The following is a 15,184-nucleotide window of genomic DNA, read 5'->3' as shown; positions in this document are numbered from 1 at the left end:
TCAGCAACGACAATCATTACTAAAAGAAACGACAATGAAATTAATACGAAAGATTATTTTTCTGCCCTGCGTGGCATTGCTTTTTAACTGCCAACAAAAGAATGAGGTTAAAAAATCTACTGTTGTATTTAGCAGGGCTCCCAGCATAGACTCCATACACAAACAACAAGACCAAACCTCGCTATCCGTTGATGACCTTACGCTTTTCAGGCAGCTCTATCCCATTACCGTTCTTCGGCCGGAAAGCAAAAATAGTTTTAAAAAATATGGGATCGAATTCTCGGGAATATGTTATGCCTGTGATCTTGCAGAAATCAAGATCAGTAAAGAGCAGCTTCATTTGGTCAACGTCTGTGATTCGAATGAAATCTACCAGATTAAGGACTTCACCTATACCAGCAGCGAGGCGGGCTTAATCCTAAAGACTCAACACAATGAATTTATCTTCAAGCGAGTAGAGAAAGAACCTATTTTCGAATTGCAAATAAAGGGGGATGCTCTTTTGCTAAAGAATAAACGTATCGCAAAACACTACACACAGAAAGCTTTGATCGATCAGTTTGAAGTCCATGATTGTGGCGATTTTCAGGGTTAGCCTAACCCGACTTCACCTGACAATTGCGGGATGATATGAAATCTGCACGGAGCCTTTATTAAAGATATCAAAAGATTCAGCCTGGGTTAAAACAGACAGGCAGTCGTTCATTGACGACCGCCTGTCTGGCTCCAATGGTTAAACTTATATTTCAAAATAAAAACCCGATTCAGTAAGTTGTTTATATTTTACCCTGTCAAAACTATAGATCTTCGCGGCCCTAGCACGCCGATCTTTTTGCTTATCGCTGTGGTCGATTAATAACCCCATACTGAGGATTTTTTTCCGAAAATTACCGCGGTCGATTGAGCGCTGCAGAACGGTTTCATACAAATTGTGCAAATCGGGCAACGTAAACTGCTCGGGCAAAAGTTCAAAACCGATCGGCTGATAACGTATTTTCCCCTTGAGTCTTTGGATTGCGGTATTCAAGATCTGCATATGATCAAAAGCGAGATCTTTATTTTCATCAATGCCGAACCACCTAACCGCTTCAATATCTACACCCGCTTGCAACATATATGCTTCAGGCTTGACAAGTGCATAATAAGCAATGCTGATCACTCTTCCACGCGGATCACGAGCTAAGTCTGAAAACGTATATAGCTGTTCAAGGAAAATATCCTGGAGACCCGCCTCCTCGCGCAGCTTACGAAGCGCACAGTCTTCGGCTGTTTCATCTTCCTGGATAAAACCGCCAGGAAATGCCCATTTTCCCAAGAAAGGTTCTATTGCCCGTTTTGTCAATAATACCTTGAGCTGGCTTTTATCAAAGCCAAAGATGACACAATCCACTGTGACAGCCGGTCTGGGATATACATAGGTGTATTTTTCTATTGAACTTTCCATGAGCTACAAATTTACTTCGGTTGACAGTTTGAGCTGTATCCCATATTTTTCTTTAAGTGCGTCAAACTGCAGTAGCGTTTGCTCTTCGAATCCGCCGATCGGCGACATACAGTCTGTTAATAAAGTAATACGGGAGGTAATTGACCGATCATGTTCAAAATATTCCAAAATCTGTACCGCCGAAGCCAATACGCAGTGGCTTGATGCCTCCCCCGCAATATAAATAGCATCGTATGCCCGTATTGCTTCAAGTACAGCATGGTTTACGAATTTATTGTCATCATACTCGGCTTTGATAATACCATACATCTCCGTATACGGATCCTGTCCTTTGTAAACCAAGATCGGTTTTACCTTGCGCACAGCACTATGGAAATAGAGCATATTCGTAAATTGACTCTCAAGCTGTGCACCCCAGGTTCCCTCCAAACAATGGTATGGCCAGATACACAATTGTTTTTTACCCGCAGATTCCAGCTGCTGGAGATAATCGAGCGCTAATGCTGTATGGCAGCCATCGGTAGCGCGCCAGATACCGTAGCGGACATCGGCATAGCGAATGATGGTAAATGGCTCCGGATGATTTCCTTCCGCATCCACCCACCAGTCGGCATGGAAAATCTGCATCATCGAATGACAATCAAGGCTGCACATCACTTGTGTCAGGGAACCCAAATTGCGGTACATCCACTGTGTTAGACGGTGAACATCTCCTTTGGAACCCTTGACGGCGAGGCTCCCAATAGATTCCATAAAATCGTTCTGAACATCTATTGCCAAAAGCAGTGTTCGTTTCGCATCCAAAGCTGCAGGCTCGACCTTTTCCTCATGTGCCAAGGCCAGCATTGCCGGTACATTATCGCTTTTGCCGCTGGCAATATGCTGCACATCGACAATCTGATCAAATGGTGTTTTCATGCTATTCATTTTCTTTAAGTCCGTATTTATTGCGTTAAAACGCTAATCGTCCTTGCGGTCCGATCAACCTGAGCGCGCTTGCGCTAGTTTACTTAAACATTTAAAACTACCCCTTAAAAGTAGGTATCGCAGCAAACTTATGTGCAGATTGCTCAATACGCTTACGAATACGTTCGTCTATCGTAAGGTCGCCCGATGTGCCGCTAAGAATAAACCCATCAATTTGCGCATAAGTCATCCCCAATTCCTCTTCATCTGTCTGCCCTTCCCAAAGACCAGCAGACGGACTTTTATACTGAATAGATTCCGGTACGCCCAAGTATTTTGCTAATGTATACACTTCCTGTTTAGTGACCATTGCCAGCGGATTCAGATCGTAGGCACCATCGCCCCATTTTGTAAAATAACCCACGGTAGCTTCGGCCATATTACCTGTACCGATGACAAATCTACTTCCTAGCTGCGCAAATTGATACAAATAGGTCATCCGCACACGTGGACGGATATTCGCTATACTCAAGGCTCTGTTTGCTGCTGAGGCTTCCGTTATAAACCCTTCGCGCTGAATCGTCAGGGCATCAACCGCGGGCTGAATATCAAATACATGATAGGGAAAATCAAACTTCTGAATAAGCTCCATCGCATGCTGATGGCTTTTACTAGTATTCATATCGCTGCCATAGGGCATCATAACCAAGTGTACATCCACTTGAGCAAGGCGGCATAAACAAGCCACAACACTGCAGTCGATACCACCGCTCATTCCCAATACAAGTCCTTTACGGCCGGCCGATTTCACTTGCTGAGCAATCCAGGATGCCATTAATTGTGCATACTGTGCTACGTTTTCATCCTGGATGAAAAACGGTTTGTTTACGCTATTTTCCATATACTCGAATTGTTTCGGTTTTTAATCTATTTCTTATTTCCTCAAAGCTAGACGTGTGAATAAATTCACCGTTCAAATAACATTCTCGCAGCAAGTTTCTATTTTCCAGTTCAGCTACAGTTTGTGGGTTCAGGTTATCTATTAAACGAAGTTCATCATGTTCGAAAACAACAGCCACCATACCCTTTTGCGATTTCTTAAAGTTTCCGGTATCTGTAGCGGGACGCTTCTGAATTGCTTTAAATTCTCCATTGACAATTTCGGCAGTCCCTTTTAACGCAAAACCAAAAGTATCGCGTGTGACATATTGATAGGTATAAGAGCCTATTCCCAATATGGTATTGGTGGAAGCAAAACCCTTATCAAGCAGACCTTGACAGATTTCATTGGCCCTATCTAGTGTAATGGAATCGCCATATACCACTCCGATATGTGAATCCAGCTCCTTAAATCCTTTGCTGTTGGTCGTGCCGCCAAAAAGTTCATATAGACGTTCGACAATACCTTTCTGAACAGTACTGCGATCAGATTCTGCATCACCACAGATAATTTTTACAGGATCGCCACTATCGGGACGGATCACCACTTTACCCGCTCTTGCCATAATAATGTCCTTCAACTGCGGCAAAACATGATCGACGACATGCCAGAGGTCATAGGTGTCTGATACAATAGAGATATTTCCACTTGGGTAGACGTTGGTGATGAGATGCCTGAAAGCTTCCACTTCGTCGTCTCCATAGGAACACATAACGCTGTGTTCCGTGGATGGGGTATACATCATTACATCACTTTTTGCATGGTAGTACGATTTCAGATACTCTCTGACAGAAAGCGTAGCCGATACACCGAAGCTTAATAGATGCCCACCGGCTGTACGATATGCTGTTTCGGGAGAACCCATGCCACGCATGGAAAAATCTCCGGCTTGCGTGAAAACTTTATTGACGTCGCCCGTTTTCTCCGCAAAGCCCATCAACAATCTTTTATATTGATCCGCTATCGTCGCCGCAGTCATCGGCGACCAGACGTAAGCGGATAGCTGTGTCTCCAGATATCCGGGCAGCCAGAAAAAATCCGGATGTGTATTTTCAATCGTAAACATCGGCACACCGATTGGCACTAGACTGCCCTCGGGCAAGGCTTTTACTTTGATTGGGAGATAGCCCAATCGATGCAGATCGCGGATATGTTTTGATTCATGTGTTGAGGCAAAATTAACGTTTGTCGGCTCAAAAACGGATGCGATTGCTTCCTCATACGCCGCGACGACCTTTTCTTCCGGCTGGGCAAAAAAGTTCTCATCAAATGAATTGGTGATTTCGGCGAGTGCCCCTTGAAGTCCAAAGAAAACAACATGATTGATACCTTCTAGGCGTGACATGCGTGGAGTCCAGGTTTCGTATACCCATTGTGTATGATCCGGATATTGATCCTTATGACACAATTTGTAACCATCTGTCCAAAGGATTGGATTTTTGTTCATCGATTTAAACATGGTTCTCATTTGTTAAGTTGATATAATTTATTTTAGGATGGACCGTATCCATCATTGAATTGGTGGTAAACACACTGACTATCGGTGAATCATCATCCAGCAATGCGCCTTTAAAAATTCGAGGTTCACAATGTGTAACCAAAAGATAGACCACACTAGCTCCCATTTCTTTCAAAATTTTCCCTGCCCAGAGAAAGGTTCCACCTGCAGAACATAAGTCATCGACAATAATGCATTTTGCCCCGAGCGGAATATCCCCGGCCTTGAGCTCCATCCCTTCGATTCGGCCTGTTTGTGGGTTTCGCTTCTTCTCAAAAATGCAGCTATTTTCATAACCACTGTTGATATAACGTGCCGCGGCTCCTTTATCCGGAAAAACAATCCGGTCTTGAGCTGAAAAATCAAGTTTTTCCATTAATTGTGGCAACCAGTCCAGTGCCGGATAAATCCCCACACTGTTCGCCAGGAGCTCCAACGTCACATTGGAATGTGGCTCGACAACAGATACCGTATCAAATTGTAAACTATTTATAAAGTCAGCCACATACTGTAAGGTAAACAAATCACCTTCAATCTTACGATCCATGCGGCTATAGGGCATATATCGAATCAGTAGACGGCAAGATTCGCAGGGAACCTCGTCCAGTCGCTTTTTGACAAAAAGCAAGCGGATCAAATCGCCATCCTCCTGATAAGTAAATTCGATGAGATTGTTCTTTAAGATCAACTGATCAAAATCTTTCACTTTTGTCTCCCCATTTGGAAATTGCTCTGTGACTATCTGATGCTTATTTAATACAATCATAACTTCTAATTTTCCTTTATCCTGTTGAGTATTTTTTACTCAACAAATATGGAGATTAAATTTAACGCTGCAAAATATATTGAGTACTTTTTACTCATAAAAATTAAAATAGAACATACAGCACTGAAAACCAGTTAAATAATTTGAAAAAATCTGTGTAACGAAAAAATCGATCTGGTTTTCATCGAAATTAGCGGATTATAGGGATTGAAATTTTACGATAAAACATGATCTTTGTCTATACCATAGTCACGAAAATCTTTGTCAGCACATTTGTAGGCTGAGAGAGACTTTGATTTATTTAAGCATAAAGCATGGAATTAGCCAATCTTATCAAACAAGATATTGAATCAATCATACAAATTGAATCTCAAGACATCAACCAATTGGTCGAAAACTATCGCGAAGACTTAATGGATGAGGAGACCTATGACGCCATCGATGCGTACAATATGCTCTATTCGAATATTTATGAAATGTCAGAGGAAGAATACCTCGATGCTTTTCGTACCTTGGGTGAAACCTATCCGAACTTTGGCAAGGCCGATGAAAATGACTTTCAAAAGTCAATTGCTGAACTGGAACGTTTAAAACATGCCTTCAACGAACTGCAGCTCCATACTACCGAGGGAAAGCATCTGTTAGCGCTGCAATTAGCTGTTTTGGAACTGGACATTCAGGTGTACCAAAAGCTAACCTTATCACCGACGACAACCGAGATAGAGGCTGAAATCAATTTATTGGAAACAGAATCTTTCGGTCTAACGAATCAGATCAATCAGTTTTTAGAACAGTATCACGATTAATTATGCGATCATTTTATCCTATTAATCGCCAATGGCTAAAAACAGGTCTTTACTTACTTTGTTGGCTATCATTCCTGCCAACGGTACTTTTTTCATCCCAAAGCAGTATGGTGTTTGATATACAGCAACAGACAGGCGACAAACTGCCCTTTTACATCAGCGACCAAGGAATACTTTGTTACAATTTGTCGGCTGAGGAGAATCAAATCAACACAATTCAGGTTGATTTAAACGCGGTATTTACAAATTCAACGGTAGAGCACCTTCGATCAAAGCACTATGAGCTATCCGATACAATAATAACGATCATTAGCTTTGATACTCCTCCCATTTCCGCCAGTTATAAGATTACCGACCACAGATTTGTTGTATCCAAATCCTCAAATTGGCTGCCTAGCATGCAGCCGGCAGTTCGCACGATGACGTTGGATAGTCTGAAGCACATAGAGGAGCTGTTTGACACGAATGACCTCCATGGCCTCCTGCAACTCGAAACGACCATGCTCCCTTTTGAAAATATACTTTTATTTTTTAGTCAGCTGCATGGATTTTCCACAGTAGAGGAATTTAGCAGCAATGCCATTCATCGGATTTTAGAAAAGGATCAGTATGCTATTGCCAAACAATTTTACCGCTTATTTCTGCCTCGAAATAGACAATTTAATGATTTCGAAGTCTTGAAGATGGCAATAGAAAAAAATGACATGGATTTTATCCGTAAAGCTTCTTTAAATAGTCTGAACCGTCTGGGTATAGATGAAGTTAAAGCAGATTATAGCTTCACACAATGTACATTACTTGGAAAAGCGATCTTAATGAAAAACAAAATAGCCATAGATTATCTTTTGCAGAAAGGTGCCAGCACGGAGAAAGTATATCAATATGAATCCGACGTATTATCTGCTTTCCAACTCGCCGAAAGGACCAAGTCAAAGAAAATCATGAAACTATTTCAGTAACTTCATCGATAAAACAATGAAAAAGACACTTATTTACCTGATATCTCTTGTTAGTTATCTTATGATCACTACAGCGCTGACGCTACCAGTCCATGCGCAAAAAAAGCCAATGATTTCCAAGCAATCGAAAGCTAATTCAAAATTGCCCCAGTTCAACGATGGCGATATGATCTTTCAGTCTTCTATTTCACCACAATGCAAGGCCATCCAATTAGCAACACGTTCTCCCTATTCCCATTGTGGCATTATTTTTTACGAACAAGGCAAACCTTACGTGTTGGAAGCCGTACAGCCTGTAACTGTAACGAAGCTGGAACACTGGATTGCGCGTGGCGAAAAGCAACATTACGCCGTCAAACGCCTCAAAAATGCCAACAATATACTAAACAGCTCGACAATAGCCAAAATCAAAGCAATCGGCAAAAATTTTATCGGCAAAAATTACGACGCGACATTCGAATGGTCAGACGATAAGATCTATTGCTCGGAATTGATCTGGAAAATATACCAACGTGGAGCAGACATCGAAATTGGGAAGCTGGAAAAGCTGAAAGATTTTGATTTAAGCAGTCCCGAAGTAAAAGCTAAATTGAAAGAGCGTTATGGCAATACTGTTCCCCTGAACGAAACCGTCATATCCCCCGCTTCAATCTTTAATAGTCCATTGTTGATTACGGTGGCGAGTAATTATTAAGCAGGCTCTATCCTTTATTTTTGAAACCGCCGCCTCTATTTTTGAAGCAAAACTGCCTTGCCACCGTTTAATTTACTTTCTTCGGCGGCGTCAATAAATGCGCATATTGCCAAGGTTTCCTTTTCGTCCACCGGACTTACGCCCGTTTCGAAAAACGTAAGGATCTTATCCAACAAGGGGCCATAGCCCATAAATTGTCCCAAATGTACAATCTGATCTTTCAAAAAAACCGTACCACCAAAATCATCCTTCCCCTCGCGAATGCCCCGAAGTGAGGCAATTCTTCCATCCGACCAGTCCCCAACATAAAACGAAGTACCCTCTTCCTGAACAGTCCTCACCGAACGACATCCCGGTCCCATCAACGCAAATAACATTTCAACCCCATGGATACCATACCAATAGAGATCCTTATGTGAAGGTTCCGTTACCGCCGGACAATAGACATCAGCCCCAATAATATTGGCTCGATCCAATTCCTGAAGCCCATTAATGTAACGCAATGAGCTTGAGGAAAATACAGAACAATCGTAGTTTTTTGCCGTTTCAAAAATTTTGAAAGCGTCCACATAGGAATTCGCTATTGGTTTATCGATAAATAAAGGTTTTTTAGCTTTGATTACTTGAAGTGCCTGTTCCAAATGTAGATTTCCATCATTTGTCTCCAAAAGCACATAATCTACTTTTTTCAATAGCTCGGCAATACTTGATACAATCGAAACCCCGAGCTGTTGCACTTCCGCTGTAATTTTCGGAATACGCTCGATACTTAAAGGGATTGTTTTACTTCCATAGGGATAAGCCGCAACAACCCTGAATTTTCCATAGGGATGATTGCTATCTGCCGTATTGATCGCCCTTGTAAATGCCACAGCATGGGTAATGTCCAGTCCGATGATTCCTATTTTTTTTACGTTCTCTTGCCTTGAAAACACCTTGTTATTCGCATTAACGGCATAGGATAGTCCAAATGCAAAAGAGGACATCAAAAATTCTTTTCTATTCATCTGATTCATTCAAAAGGGAGATCGCAGCATTGACCATAACAGCCATCGCTGTTTCGAACGCTTTTTCATCAAGGTTGAATTGTGGATTGTGAAGACCATATTGGGTTGAAGGTTCATCGTTATTAGTTCCGATCAACATAAACAGCGAAGGATAACGATAAGAATAATAGGCAAAATCCTCCGCTGCCATCCAGATGTCGAGTTCCTGTGGCACGTCTGCCCCCATTGTATCCGCAATAATCGCTTTGACTTTTTGCGTTAAGGTAGGATCATTATAAAGAGCAGGGTAACCATGCCGTACTTCAACATCGACCTCTGCCCCAAGCGACATGGGAAGCGTGGCTGCTATTTCAGCCACCGTTGCTAGTGCCTCCCTGCGCCATACCTCATCCATTGTACGGAATGTTCCAGCTAATTTCACTTCTTCTGGAATAACATTAGCTGCCCCATCACCAATAAAACGTCCGAAGGTTAATACAGAAGGTACATCGGGATTGGCTTTTCGGCTAACAATCTGCTGCAAGGTCGTGAGCAACTGTGCACCGATCATAATCGGATCAATAGCCCTATGCGGCTCTGCAGCATGACCACCGCGCCCCTTTATGGTAAAATAAAACTCGTCACTTGAAGCCATAAACCGGCCGGAACGCAAACCGACCTTCCCCAATGCAACACGAGGACTTACATGTAACCCTAGTACAGCTTTGATGGTACCACCAAAAGATTCCAAAATTCCAGATTCCAAAACTTGGATAGCCCCACCGGGTATCTTTTCCTCCGCAGGCTGAAACAGGAAAACGATCTTTCCGGAAAATTCGGCTTTATACGCATTCAATATTGACGCTGCGCCCAAAAGATTGGCCGTATGAAAGTCATGGCCACAAGCGTGCATCACACCTTCATTTCGGGACTTATAACTCACCTTGTTTTGTTCATGGATTGGTAATGCATCGATATCAGCCCGCAGCACAATAATATCATTGCTCATTGCTTTTTCACCCGTCAGCACAGCAACTACACCGGTATTGGCTACAACCTTAAATGGCATATTCAACTCTACTAGTTTTTGCTGAATATAAGCACTTGTCTCGAACTCCTGGAAGGACAATTCGGGATTTAGATGGATGTGGCGGCGTATAGCAACAACTTTTGGAAAAATATTTTTAATTTTTTCGTGCAGTTCTTTCAGCATGTTTTCCTTTATTTGAAGCGTTTAATAAGTAAATCTTGCAACAAGTTAAGTTAAAAATAACGTACATAAAAATAGAGTACAAGCACCGTAATGATTATCCACCACAGCGTTGGATTTCGAAATCCTCGATAAGCGGCTTTATCCTGATCGGGAACCTGAAAAGTTTCGCCTGTGAGCACAAGATTTGTCAACCTCGTTTCTGCAACCGCAGGTGTCATTAGACTGACTACTGCACAAGCGATCATACATGTCCAGAATACAATACCAGTTCGATTGAAAAATGGCATTTCAGGCAATGCATATTCCAAAAGTAAAGACAGCGGAATGGTCAATAAACCAGCCGTCAATGCTCCTTGCGATGTTGTTCTTTTCCAAAATACACCCATCAAAAACATAGTTGCAATACCTGGTGTGAAGAGACCATATAGGTTCATTAGATAAAGAAAAACTGGTTTATCCGAATAACTGATTAGAACAACTGCACTCATGATTCCGAGAACGATAATCGCTACTCCGGCGCGCTTCCCAAAACGGATGGCTTCATAGTCCGTTGCATTTTTATTAATGTACTGGCCATAGATATCAACTGTCAGAATCGTCGTACAGGAATTGATCGCACCCGAAATATGAGACATAATTGCCGAGATTAATCCGGCCATAACCAACCCTACCAGACCTTTGGGCAATAATGTTTCTACCAAGGTCGCGAACAGCAAATCGGGCTGATCGAGATGCGGTAAGAATTTAGGAGCAACCAATGCTGGAATGGTAATAATCAGCGGAACCAAAAATTTAAGGTAATCGCCAAAGATTACCCCCATGCGTCCATGCCATTCATTCTTTGCAGCCAATACGCGCTGCACAATAAATTGATTTGTGGCACAATAAAACACACTAATACATAACAACCCGCCAAGATACATGGTCCAGGGAAAATCAGGATCAGTTGCGGGATAGAACATTTTCCAATCTTTGGTTGAATCGATAACAGACTGAAATCCTCCCGCTGCATCGATGGTTGCAAAAGTCAAAACTATCCCCCCCAGCACCAGAATGACAAGCTGCACCATTTCTGTCCATATTACCGCCTTCAGCCCCCCTAACACCGTATACAAGCCCGTTAGAATTGCCATGCCAAAAATACTGTATAGGATAGGAATACCGAACAAAGCATGTAACGAAAGGCCACCCAAATAAAGAACAGCACCAATCTCCACGAATACATAGGTAAACAAGATCAGAATAGCATAAAGCACGCGGGTAGCATTGCCATATCTTTTTTCGAGGTATTCGGGAATCGTATAAAAGCCATTTCGGATATAAAATGGCAGAAATATCCAAAGCAATGCATTAAAACCGATTAGAATGGCTCCCCACTCCAAGGTAATCGCTACGAAACCACGACTATAAGCAGCGCCCATGGCTCCTACCAGATGATGGCTGCTGATATTTGCAGCAATGATACTTCCGCCAATCATCCACCAGGGCAGCTTATCGCCCGCGAGAAAATAATCACGTTTTGAAACGGAGTTTTTTCGAGAAGCATATAATCCCAGTACCACTATACCGATAATGTATACGGCAAAAATAATGATGTCAATCCAATCGAGTTTCATCGGTCAATAATGTTTGAATTCCTAAGTTCGTTTGTTCAATAAGTATTTCAAGACTTCCACTGGCATAAGGGCTTTGCCACACGGCATAGATATCCTTATCATAAAGCTCCCTTGGTGCGAGATACCCTACATATCCATTGGCAATGTTGATAAAAACAATTGTGTGATCTGGAAACTGAGCCCTAACCTCCATTTGGTAACAGGAATAGGCTTCATTGGCCTGGGCTACTAATACCGCATCTCCCATTTTCCATATCCATACGGGAATAATTGCTTCCTTTTTGTTCCCAATAGATTTACATGTATTATATTTTCGCCAAAGGCGGTCTTTGAGCACACGATCGGTACAGCTTTCATATTCCTTTAAAATGGCTTCGGGACTAGGCAGATTTTTGTAAGGTACTTTGACCGATACTACCGTTTGTCTAAAATCGGTTGAAACAGGCTGTTCCTGAAATTCCCAGCAGGCTAATGGAGCTCCTGAAATCAATGCCTCTCTAAACCCCCAGTTTTTATGACTATGCTGTTCTTGGGCCAGTGTCGCAAGCACGGCATATCCCAACTGTTTTCCATTGGCTTCTACTATTGTCGGATCCTTTACATACTGTCTCCGTGGAGCCAGATCTCCCGATGCGCCCTGCAAAAAAAGACAAGGTACAGCAAGCACGCTTTCCACCGTATTTCGCATTTCGCCTACGAAATCGGGTGAGATCAAGTCATTCTCATGAGCAAAACTTGTGGGATGGCATGCATAATTGCAAATAACCGCCTTTAAATTTTCGGCACTGTCATGTAATCGCCCGACCAACAGCGTTGTATCGGCTGTTTTCAATGGATTGTAACCAATCAGATACTGTGCATCCACCTTCAAATCACGGTCGCTTGCCAAATCACAAACGCCATAATTCCAGATCAAACTTCCTTTAAACAGCGTACTGCGTGCCGTTTCAATACAAGATATCGCCTGTTGTGTAAGAAATTTCAGGTAAGGCACAATCAGTTGTCCGCCAGGCTGCCCGGCATCGCTCGAACAGATACTTGGGCCTGCATGTGTATGTGATAGTGCAAAAATCAGCTGCGATTCATCGAGATCAAAATGCTCAAGTAGCGCAAAGCGCAAAGCTTTCTCATCGGCTGCATTTTTCCACCAGCCCAGGTCTGCAGTTACTATAATTGCAGGCGGTTGATCAAAGGATGCGATATACAAACAATGCATCATCAGCGGCTGGTGGATAGCTGTCGCCTGATCAAAGGCAGCAGCACCCCAATTACGGGAATAAATACCGATCGGCGGCGTAATATCAGCCTGACTAAGTCCGAACCTTGCGGCCAACCTTCCTGTTGTATCTTTAAAGCTATCTTTTTGTTTCATAGCCTAAGGTCTAATCAAGGAAAGACCGCCATCCATCACAATAGAAGTACCAGTCATATGCTTACAGTTGTCTGAACAAATCCAAAGGACCTGTTTAGCGATCTCATCAGCTTCGATGATCTCACCGAGGGGCACGATCGCTTTTGCTTTTTCCTGAAGTTCACTATTTGTCGACCATACAATTTTACTCAATCCTGCATTGACATAGCCTGGCGCAATTTCATTGATGCGAATCCCATCTTTGGCATACTCAAGTGCCAAGGCCTGACAGAGCATCCTTATCCCTGCCTTCGAAACACTGTAAGCCGGTAAATTCTGATGGACTGCATGTGCTGCCCAGCTACCGAGAAATACAATTGAACCCGCAGTACCACCCGCTATAAATGATTTTGCACAGGCATTGGCCATAAAAAATGCACCATCAAGATTAACGGCCATTTCATTCCGCCATTCGTGGCTTGTCAATGTCCTAAAATCTTTGATCGTAACACAGGCAGCATTGGCAATCCCAACGGATATCGCCCCAAACTCGCGATGTATGCGTGCAACCCAGGCGTCCACCTGTGCTGCATCAGCCACATCAACCTGATCGTAAAAGATGCCAGTTTGGGATCTTCCTAATAGCGGCCATCGCTCGTTAGCGATATGGGGTTCAAACCGATCTGAGATACAGACGATGGCCTGCTGCGCTAAAAATGCCTCAGCCATTGCTCTTCCGATATCACCGAGCCCCCCGCTGATCAACACAACTTTATTCTTAAATTCCTCCATCTACGCTATTTTAAGAGTACCAATATTAAGACTACCAATCCCCTACGCTACCATCCTTGTAAAATGTTCGCTGCAATATCTCCTGCTGAAAAGGATGTCTCTTCACTTCTTCTTCATTGATTTCAATACCCAATCCAGGTCGTGTATTCGGAAGCACAATACGCCCTTTCTCCTGAACCTTAAACCCTTCGGTAACTACATCCTGCCGCCATTCGACGTCCTTATGCACGCTCTCACAAATAATATAGGAAGGTGTTGCAAAACCCAGCTCGATAGAGGCTGCTGTACTCACAGGGCCCTGTGGATTATGTGGTGCCATTGACACACGATAGGCATCAGCCAAAGCCCCGATCTTACGCGCTTCAGAAAGACCGCCGCAATGAGTGATATCGGGTTGAATCACACTCACCGCGCGCCTCTCGAGCATATCCCGGAATGCATGTACACCAATCAATCGTTCGCCCGAAGCAATAGGTGTGGTAACAGCACGCTGGATTAAGGCAATATCTTCCATGGTCTCTGGCCAGCAGGGTTCTTCAAAAAAATACAGCCCATAAGGCTCCAGCGCTTTAGCAAACTGCATCCCCATACGTGGACTAGGCCGCGCGTGACAATCTACCATGATGTCAATATCGTCGCCCACCGCATCACGCATGGCCTTTACACAAGCCTCTGCATATTTAATTGGGCGAAGACCTTCTAAAGACATGGTTTCAGGAACAGCCATCGATTTAAAAGCTGTAAAACCTTCATCAACGGCTTTCAGCGCAAGATCACCAAATCTCTTCGCATCATCTGGAGCCGTCTCATAAAAATCCTCCATGCGACCACCTCCTAAATGACAATACAAACGAATATAATCACGTACTCGGCCGCCCCACAGCTCATGACAAGGAACATTGTGTATTTTGCCCAGAATATCCCATAAGGCGATATCAATACCACTGATGGCCGTACCTCGAACGATCCCGTTTCCATGCCAGAAGTGTTGTCTATACATCATCTGCCATAGATACTCGATACGACGAGGATCCTCCCCGATCAACAATTGAGAAATATCTTTGATTGCACCGACCACACTCTGCGTGTGCCATTCTAATGTGGCTTCGCCCCAGCCCCAAAGACCAGGCTGGTCGGTGATGATTTTGACAAAAATCCAATTTCGCATGCGCGCATGGCACACAAAGGTTTCAATAGCGGTTATTTTCATAGT

15 protein-coding genes are annotated in these 15,184 nt (G+C 43.2%); 4 read left to right on the top strand and 11 right to left on the bottom strand.

The window, feature by feature from the left end:
- Positions 1-34 precede the first annotated feature (34 nt).
- Positions 35-595 (top strand): hypothetical protein, encoded by a 561-nt coding sequence (locus B2W36_RS14005; RefSeq protein ID WP_293881036.1) that lies wholly within the window; start codon positions 35-37, stop codon positions 593-595.
- A 144-nt stretch (positions 596-739) separates the two neighbouring features.
- On the opposite strand, the gene B2W36_RS14000 is transcribed toward B2W36_RS14005, so the two are convergent.
- From B2W36_RS14000 to B2W36_RS13980, 5 genes are all read right to left on the bottom strand, one after another.
- A complete protein-coding gene (locus B2W36_RS14000; RefSeq protein ID WP_293881038.1) occupies positions 740-1,444 on the bottom strand; it encodes an NUDIX hydrolase in 705 nt (234 codons plus the stop codon).
- A 3-nt stretch (positions 1,445-1,447) separates the two neighbouring features.
- A complete protein-coding gene (locus B2W36_RS13995; protein WP_293881040.1) occupies positions 1,448-2,362 on the bottom strand; it encodes a hypothetical protein in 915 nt (304 codons plus the stop codon).
- A 106-nt stretch (positions 2,363-2,468) separates the two neighbouring features.
- Entirely contained in the window at positions 2,469-3,251 is a 783-nt protein-coding gene (gene nadE, locus B2W36_RS13990; RefSeq protein WP_293881042.1) for an NAD(+) synthase, read from the bottom strand.
- Positions 3,241-4,737: a nicotinate phosphoribosyltransferase gene (locus B2W36_RS13985; protein WP_293888246.1), complete on the bottom strand. Its 1,497-nt coding sequence runs from the start codon at positions 4,735-4,737 to the stop codon at positions 3,241-3,243. The genes nadE and B2W36_RS13985 overlap by 11 nt, the downstream gene beginning before the upstream one ends.
- A gap of 4 nt (positions 4,738-4,741) precedes the next feature.
- The gene (locus tag B2W36_RS13980) at positions 4,742-5,554 is read right to left on the bottom strand and encodes a hypothetical protein (RefSeq protein WP_293881046.1); all 813 of its coding nucleotides are present in this window, start codon (positions 5,552-5,554) and stop codon (positions 4,742-4,744) included.
- 314 nt (positions 5,555-5,868) lie between these two features.
- Between B2W36_RS13980 and B2W36_RS13975 the strand changes: the two genes are divergently transcribed.
- The 3 genes from B2W36_RS13975 to B2W36_RS13965 are packed head-to-tail and all read left to right on the top strand — an operon-like array spanning position 5,869 to position 8,013.
- Positions 5,869-6,360, top strand: a complete 492-nt coding sequence (locus B2W36_RS13975) for a hypothetical protein (protein ID WP_293881047.1) — start codon at positions 5,869-5,871, stop codon at positions 6,358-6,360.
- Between the two features lie 2 nt (positions 6,361-6,362).
- Positions 6,363-7,319, top strand: a complete 957-nt coding sequence (locus B2W36_RS13970) for a hypothetical protein (protein ID WP_293881049.1) — start codon at positions 6,363-6,365, stop codon at positions 7,317-7,319.
- A 16-nt stretch (positions 7,320-7,335) separates the two neighbouring features.
- On the top strand, positions 7,336-8,013 hold the full coding sequence (locus B2W36_RS13965; protein ID WP_293881051.1) for a YiiX family permuted papain-like enzyme: 678 nt from the start codon (positions 7,336-7,338) through the stop codon (positions 8,011-8,013).
- 35 nt (positions 8,014-8,048) lie between these two features.
- On the opposite strand, the gene B2W36_RS13960 is transcribed toward B2W36_RS13965, so the two are convergent.
- The 6 genes from B2W36_RS13960 to dgoD are packed head-to-tail and all read right to left on the bottom strand — an operon-like array spanning position 8,049 to position 15,181.
- The gene (locus B2W36_RS13960; protein ID WP_293881053.1) at positions 8,049-9,020 is read right to left on the bottom strand and encodes a Gfo/Idh/MocA family oxidoreductase; all 972 of its coding nucleotides are present in this window, start codon (positions 9,018-9,020) and stop codon (positions 8,049-8,051) included.
- The gene (locus B2W36_RS13955; RefSeq protein ID WP_293881055.1) at positions 9,013-10,212 is read right to left on the bottom strand and encodes a M20 metallopeptidase family protein; all 1,200 of its coding nucleotides are present in this window, start codon (positions 10,210-10,212) and stop codon (positions 9,013-9,015) included. The genes B2W36_RS13960 and B2W36_RS13955 overlap by 8 nt, the downstream gene beginning before the upstream one ends.
- 50 nt (positions 10,213-10,262) lie before the next feature.
- Entirely contained in the window at positions 10,263-11,828 is a 1,566-nt protein-coding gene (locus tag B2W36_RS13950; protein ID WP_293881057.1) for an SLC5 family protein, read from the bottom strand.
- On the bottom strand, positions 11,809-13,200 hold the full coding sequence (locus tag B2W36_RS13945) for a hypothetical protein (RefSeq protein ID WP_293888244.1): 1,392 nt from the start codon (positions 13,198-13,200) through the stop codon (positions 11,809-11,811). The genes B2W36_RS13950 and B2W36_RS13945 overlap by 20 nt, the downstream gene beginning before the upstream one ends.
- 3 nt (positions 13,201-13,203) lie before the next feature.
- Complete coding sequence (locus tag B2W36_RS13940; protein ID WP_293881060.1) at positions 13,204-13,971, bottom strand: SDR family NAD(P)-dependent oxidoreductase; 768 nt, start codon at positions 13,969-13,971, stop codon at positions 13,204-13,206.
- 31 nt (positions 13,972-14,002) lie between these two features.
- On the bottom strand, positions 14,003-15,181 hold the full coding sequence (gene dgoD / locus B2W36_RS13935; protein ID WP_293881062.1) for a galactonate dehydratase: 1,179 nt from the start codon (positions 15,179-15,181) through the stop codon (positions 14,003-14,005).
- Between the last annotated feature and the right edge of the window lie 3 nt (positions 15,182-15,184).

Source organism: Sphingobacterium sp. UBA3549, from assembly GCF_002376635.1.
Lineage (GTDB): Bacteria > Bacteroidota > Bacteroidia > Sphingobacteriales > Sphingobacteriaceae > Sphingobacterium.
Note: the sequence above shows the minus strand (reverse complement) of the source record. Positions and strands in the feature narration are given on the sequence as shown.